Genomic DNA, 5,505 nt, shown 5'->3' with positions numbered 1-5,505 from the left:
CCTCTACCAGCACTTCAACGACCTCGGCCTGAACTACGGCCCCCTCTTCCAGGGCGTCCACACCGCCTGGCGCGCCTCCGGCGCGGTCTACGCCGAGGTCCAGCTTCCCGATCCCGACGCCGCCACCGGCTACACCCTCCACCCCGCACTCCTCGACGCCGCCCTCCACCCCGTCGTCCTAACCGCCGACGGCCGGCACAGCGAGGCCCACCTTCCCTTCGCCTGGAACGGCGTCACCCTCCACGCCGCCCAGGCGACAGCGCTCCGCGTCACCATCACACCCACCGGCACCGGCGTCGCCATCACCGCCACCGACCCGGCGGGCCAGCCCGTCGCCACGATCGACGAGCTCAGTCTCCGTCCCCTGCCCGACGCGCCCTCCGGACCCGCCCAGAGCAACCACCTGTACACCCTGGTGTGGGAGGCCTTGCCCACGCAGCACCCCACTGCCGCGGACGGCTGGTACGCCCTGCTCACCGAGCACGATCCGGACGTGGCCGACGCGCTGGCCGGGAGCCTCCCGGACGCCACCCGCACCTACGGCACCCTCACTGGCCTGATCGAGGACTGCGGCGACGGCGCACCTCCGAGTGTCATCCTCGCCCCCTGCCCGTCCGGCTCCGGCGACGACGTCGCCGACCGTGCGCACGCCACCACCCGGCAGGTTCTCGGGCTGATTCAGGGCTACCTGGCCGAGGAGCACCTGGCCGCCAGCCGGCTGGTCCTGCTGACCACCGGCTCGGCCTCGGTCACGGGCCCCGGGACGGTGAATCTCGCACAGAGCCCGCTGTGGGGGCTGGTCCGCAGCGTCCAGGCCGAGCACCCCGGACGCATCACGCTCATCGACCTCGAAGGCCGGCCCACCGACCACCAGGCGCTCGGCGGCGCGCTGGCCCAGACCGAACCGCAGCTCGCGGTGCGCGGCGGCCTGGTCCACGGCGCCCGGCTGGTGCGGGCCGCCGGGCGTGGCGGGGCGCTCGCCATGCCCTCGGGCGACGACTGGCGGCTGGCCGTCAGTGAGAAGGGAACCCTGGAGGACCTCGTTCTCGCCCCGGAGGTTCAGGCGGACGAGGCGCTGGGCAGCGGGCAGGTGCGCATCGCGGTGCGGGCGGTCGGGGTGAACTTCCGCGACGTCCTGTACGCCTTGGGCATGATCCCCCAGGACGACCGGCCGCTCGGCGGCGAGGGCGCCGGCATCGTCGTCGAGGCGGGTCCGGGCGTGGACGGCGTCGTTCCCGGTGACCGGGTCATGGGGATATTCACCGGCACCGGCCCCACCGCCGTCGCCGACCACCGCATGGTCACCCGCATCCCGGACGGCTGGTCGTTCACCCAGGCCGCCACCGTCCCCGTCGCCTTCCTGACCGCTTACTACGCGCTCGGCGACCTCGCGGGCGTCCAGCCCGGACAGCGGCTCCTCCTGCACGCCGCCACCGGCGGAGTCGGCACCGCGGCCCTGCAACTGGCGCAGAACTGGGATGTGGAGGTCTTCGCCACCGCCAGCCCCGGCAAGTGGCCGGCCCTCTACGAGCGCGGGCTGGACGACGCCCACATCGCCTCGTCCCGGACGCTGGAGTTCGAGGAGCACTTCGGCGACACCCTCGGCGACCACCGCATCGACGTCGTCCTCAACGCCCTCGCCGGAGAGTTCAACGACGCCTCACTCCGCCTCCTCGCACCCGGCGGACACTTCCTCGAAATGGGCAAGACCGACATCCGCGACCCCGAGCAGGTCGCGGCCGGGCATGCCGGTGTGCGGTACCGGGCGTTCGACGTCCTCCAGGCAGGCCCGGAGCGCATCCAGGAAATCCTCCTGCGGTTGCGTCCGCTCTTCGAAGAAGGACAGCTCCGTCCGCTCCCGGCCACTTCTTATGACATCCGGCATGCGCCGGAGGCGTACCGGCATCTCAGCCAGGCCCGCCACATCGGCAAGGTCGTCCTCACCATCCCCGCACCACCCGACCCCGACGGCACCACCCTCATCACCGGCGGCACCGGCACCCTCGGACGACTCATCGCCGAACACCTCGTCACCACCCACGGCATCACCCACCTGCACCTGACCAGCCGCACCGGACCCGACGCCCCCGGAGCCCACGACCTCCAACACCACCTCGAACACCTCGGCGCCCACGTCACCATCACCGCATGCGACACCGCCGACAGCGATCAGCTCGCGCGCCTCCTCGCAGGCATTCCGGAGGAACACCCCCTCACGGCCGTCATCCATGCGGCCGGGGTCGTCGACGACGCCGTCACCACCACGCTCACTTCCGAGCAGGTCGATGCGGTGCTGGCTCCCAAGGTCGATGCGGCCTGGAACCTGCACCTCCAGACCCGCGACCTCCCCTTGAACGCCTTCGTCCTGTTCTCCTCCGCCGCCGCGACCCTGGGCTCGCCCGGCCAGGCGGCCTACGCCGCCGCCAACCACTTCCTCGACACCCTCGCCGCACACCGGCAGGCCGAGGGATTGCCGGCCCAGTCCATCGGATGGGGCTACTGGCAGCAGGACACCGGCATGACCGGCCATCTCAGCGACGCCGATCGCGCCCGCATCGGCCAGAGCCTGCCCCCCATCCCGACGGCGCAGGGCCTCGAACTCTTCGATGCCGTACTGGACGCCCCCGACCCTCACCTCCTCGCCACGCCCATCAACCTCACCAAGGCGCCCTCCCCGCCTCCGCCGCTCCTCCAGGGGCTCGTCCGCGGCTCCTCCGCCCGCCGGACGGCGAGCACGGTGTCCGGTCCGGGCGATCTGGCCGGGCGGCTGGCGGCTCTCAGTCCCGAGGAACAGGAAGGCAGGCTCCTCTCCCTGGTCAGGAGCAATGTCGCCGCCGTCCTGGCGCACGGGTCGGTGGAAGGCGTCGACGTGGGACGCCCGTTCAGCGAGCTGGGCTTCGACTCCCTCACCGCGATCGAGCTGCGCAACCGCCTGGCCACCGCCACCGGACAGCGCCTCCCGGCGACGCTGGTGTTCGACCACCCCACGCCTCAGGCACTCGCCCTGCACCTCAAGAACACGCTTCTCGACACCCACGCGCCGGCGACCGCGAGGGCGGCGGGGAGCGCCACCGATGAACCGATCGCGATCGTCGCGATGGGGTGCCGTTACCCGGGCGGCGCGCGCACACCGCAGGAGCTATGGGACCTGGTAGCCCGGGGCGTCGACGCCATCGGCGAGTTCCCCTCGAACCGGGGCTGGCCCATAGAGGATCTACATCATCCAGATCCCGACCAGCCGGGGACCACCTATGCCCGCGAGGGCGGCTTCCTCCACGACGCCGACCACTTCGATGCGGACTTCTTCAACATCAGCCCCCGCGAAGCCCAGGCCACCGACCCCCAGCAGCGACTCCTCCTCGAAACCGCCTGGGAGACCATCGAGAACGCCCACATCGACCCGGCCACCCTCCACGGCACCCGAACCGGCATCTTCACCGGCATCTCGTCACACGACTACGGCACCGGCCATCTCAGAATCTCCGGTGAATCCGAGGGCTATCTGGGCTCTGGAACATCCGGCAGCGTGGCGTCAGGACGCATCGCCTACACACTCGGCTTGGAAGGGCCCGCGGTCACAGTCGACACGGCCTGCTCCTCCTCCCTCGTCGCCCTCCACCTGGCCTGCCAATCCCTCCAGCAGGGGGAGTGCGATCTCGCCATCGCGGGCGGCGCCACCGTCATGTCCACTCCCGGCATATTCGTCGCCTTCTCGCGGCAGCGGGGCCTGGCGCGCGATGGCCGCTGCAAGCCGTTCGCGGCGGCGGCCGACGGCACGGGCTGGGGCGAGGGCGTCGGGCTCCTCTTGGTGGAGCGTTTGTCGGACGCGCAGCGCAACGGCCACCCCGTTCTGGCCATCGTGCGCGGATCGGCGGTCAACCAAGATGGCGCCAGCAACGGGCTGACCGCGCCGAACGGGCCGTCCCAGCAGCGGGTCATCCAGGAGGCTCTCGGTCGCGCCCGGCTGGCTCCCGACGACATCGACGCCGTCGAAGCGCACGGCACCGGCACGGCCCTCGGCGACCCCATCGAAGCTCAGGCCCTGCTCGCGACCTACGGCCGGGAACGCGAGCGGCCGCTCCGGCTCGGGTCGATCAAATCCAACCTCGGGCACACCCAGGCCGCCGCGGGCGTCGCCGGAGTCATCAAGATGGTCCAGGCCATGCGGCACGGTGTCCTGCCGCGCACCCTGCACGTCGACGAACCGACACCGCACGTCGACTGGTCCGCCGGAGCCGTCGAACTCCTCACCGAATCCGTCCCGTGGCCCGAGACCGGACAGCCTCGCCGCGCCGCGGTCTCCTCCTTCGGCATCAGCGGAACCAACGCTCACACCATCATCGAGCAGGCACCCGACCAGGCGGCCGATCGCGGGTTGGCAGCCGACTCCGGTGAGGCGCCCAACGGTCCTGTCTCAGAGGCCGCCGACCGAGCAGATGACGACACTTGCCCGGCGCTCGCCTGGGTGCTGTCAGCGAAGACCGAGCCGGCACTGGCCGCTCAGGCCCAGCGGCTCGCCGCCCATCTGGACGCCCATCCCGATGCGGATCCCGAGGGAGTGGCCTGGGCCTTGGCCACCCGCTCGGTGCTGGAGCACCGTGCCGTCATCGTGGGCGACGAGGCCGGGTTGCGTGAGGGGTTGCGGGCGTTGGCGGCCGGTGAGCCGCACCCGGCCGTGGTCACCGGACGCGCCGTGCCCGGCCAGAGCGGCAAAACGGTGTTCGTGTTCCCCGGCCAGGGATCACAGTGGCCCGGGATGGGCGCCGACCTGATGACCACCAGCCCCATCTTCCGCGACCACATCCAAGCGTGCGAACAAGCCCTCGCCCCACACGTGGACTGGTCCCTCACCGACATCCTCACCACCCCCGAAGGAGCCGCGGCCCTGGACCGGGTCGACGTGGTCCAGCCAGCCCTGTTCGCCGTCATGACCGGCCTAGCCCACCTATGGCAATCCCTCGGGGTCGAACCCGACGCCGTCATCGGCCACTCCCAAGGCGAGATCGCCGCCGCCTACACCGCCGGCGCCCTCACCCTCAACGACGCCACCCAACTCATCGCCCTCCGCAGCAAAGCCCTCACCGCACTGGCCGGAACCGGAACCATGGCCGCCATCCACACCACCCCCACCGACCTGAACGACCTACTCCCCGACACCGTCACCATCGCTGCCGTGAATGGGCCGGCCACCACCATCGTCGCCGGACCCGACCACGCCATCACCCAACTCCTCGACGAGTGCGAGCGGAGAGAGATCAAAACCCGCCGCATCGACGTCGACTACGCCTCACACAGCCCCGCCATCGACACCATCGCCGACCACATCACCACCGCCGCCACCGGCATCCAACCCCAGCCCACCTCAACGGCCATGTACTCCACCGTCACCGGCCAACCCATCAACGGCACCGAACTCGACCACCGCTACTGGTACGACAACATCCGCAACACCGTCCACTTCCACCCCACCATCACCCACCTCACCACCAACGGCCACACCACCTA

General features: G+C 71.0%; 1 protein-coding gene. It reads left to right on the top strand.

Translation table 11 applies throughout. The features are described from left to right. A partial coding sequence (locus E1266_RS35175) for a type I polyketide synthase (protein ID WP_132054588.1) occupies positions 1-5,505 on the top strand: 5,505 nt, incomplete at both ends.

It is taken from the genome of Actinomadura sp. 7K534 (assembly GCF_004348575.1).
In the GTDB taxonomy this organism is placed as follows: Bacteria; Actinomycetota; Actinomycetes; order Streptosporangiales; family Streptosporangiaceae; genus Spirillospora; species Spirillospora livida.
This window is presented reverse-complemented; position numbering and strand designations above follow the sequence as displayed.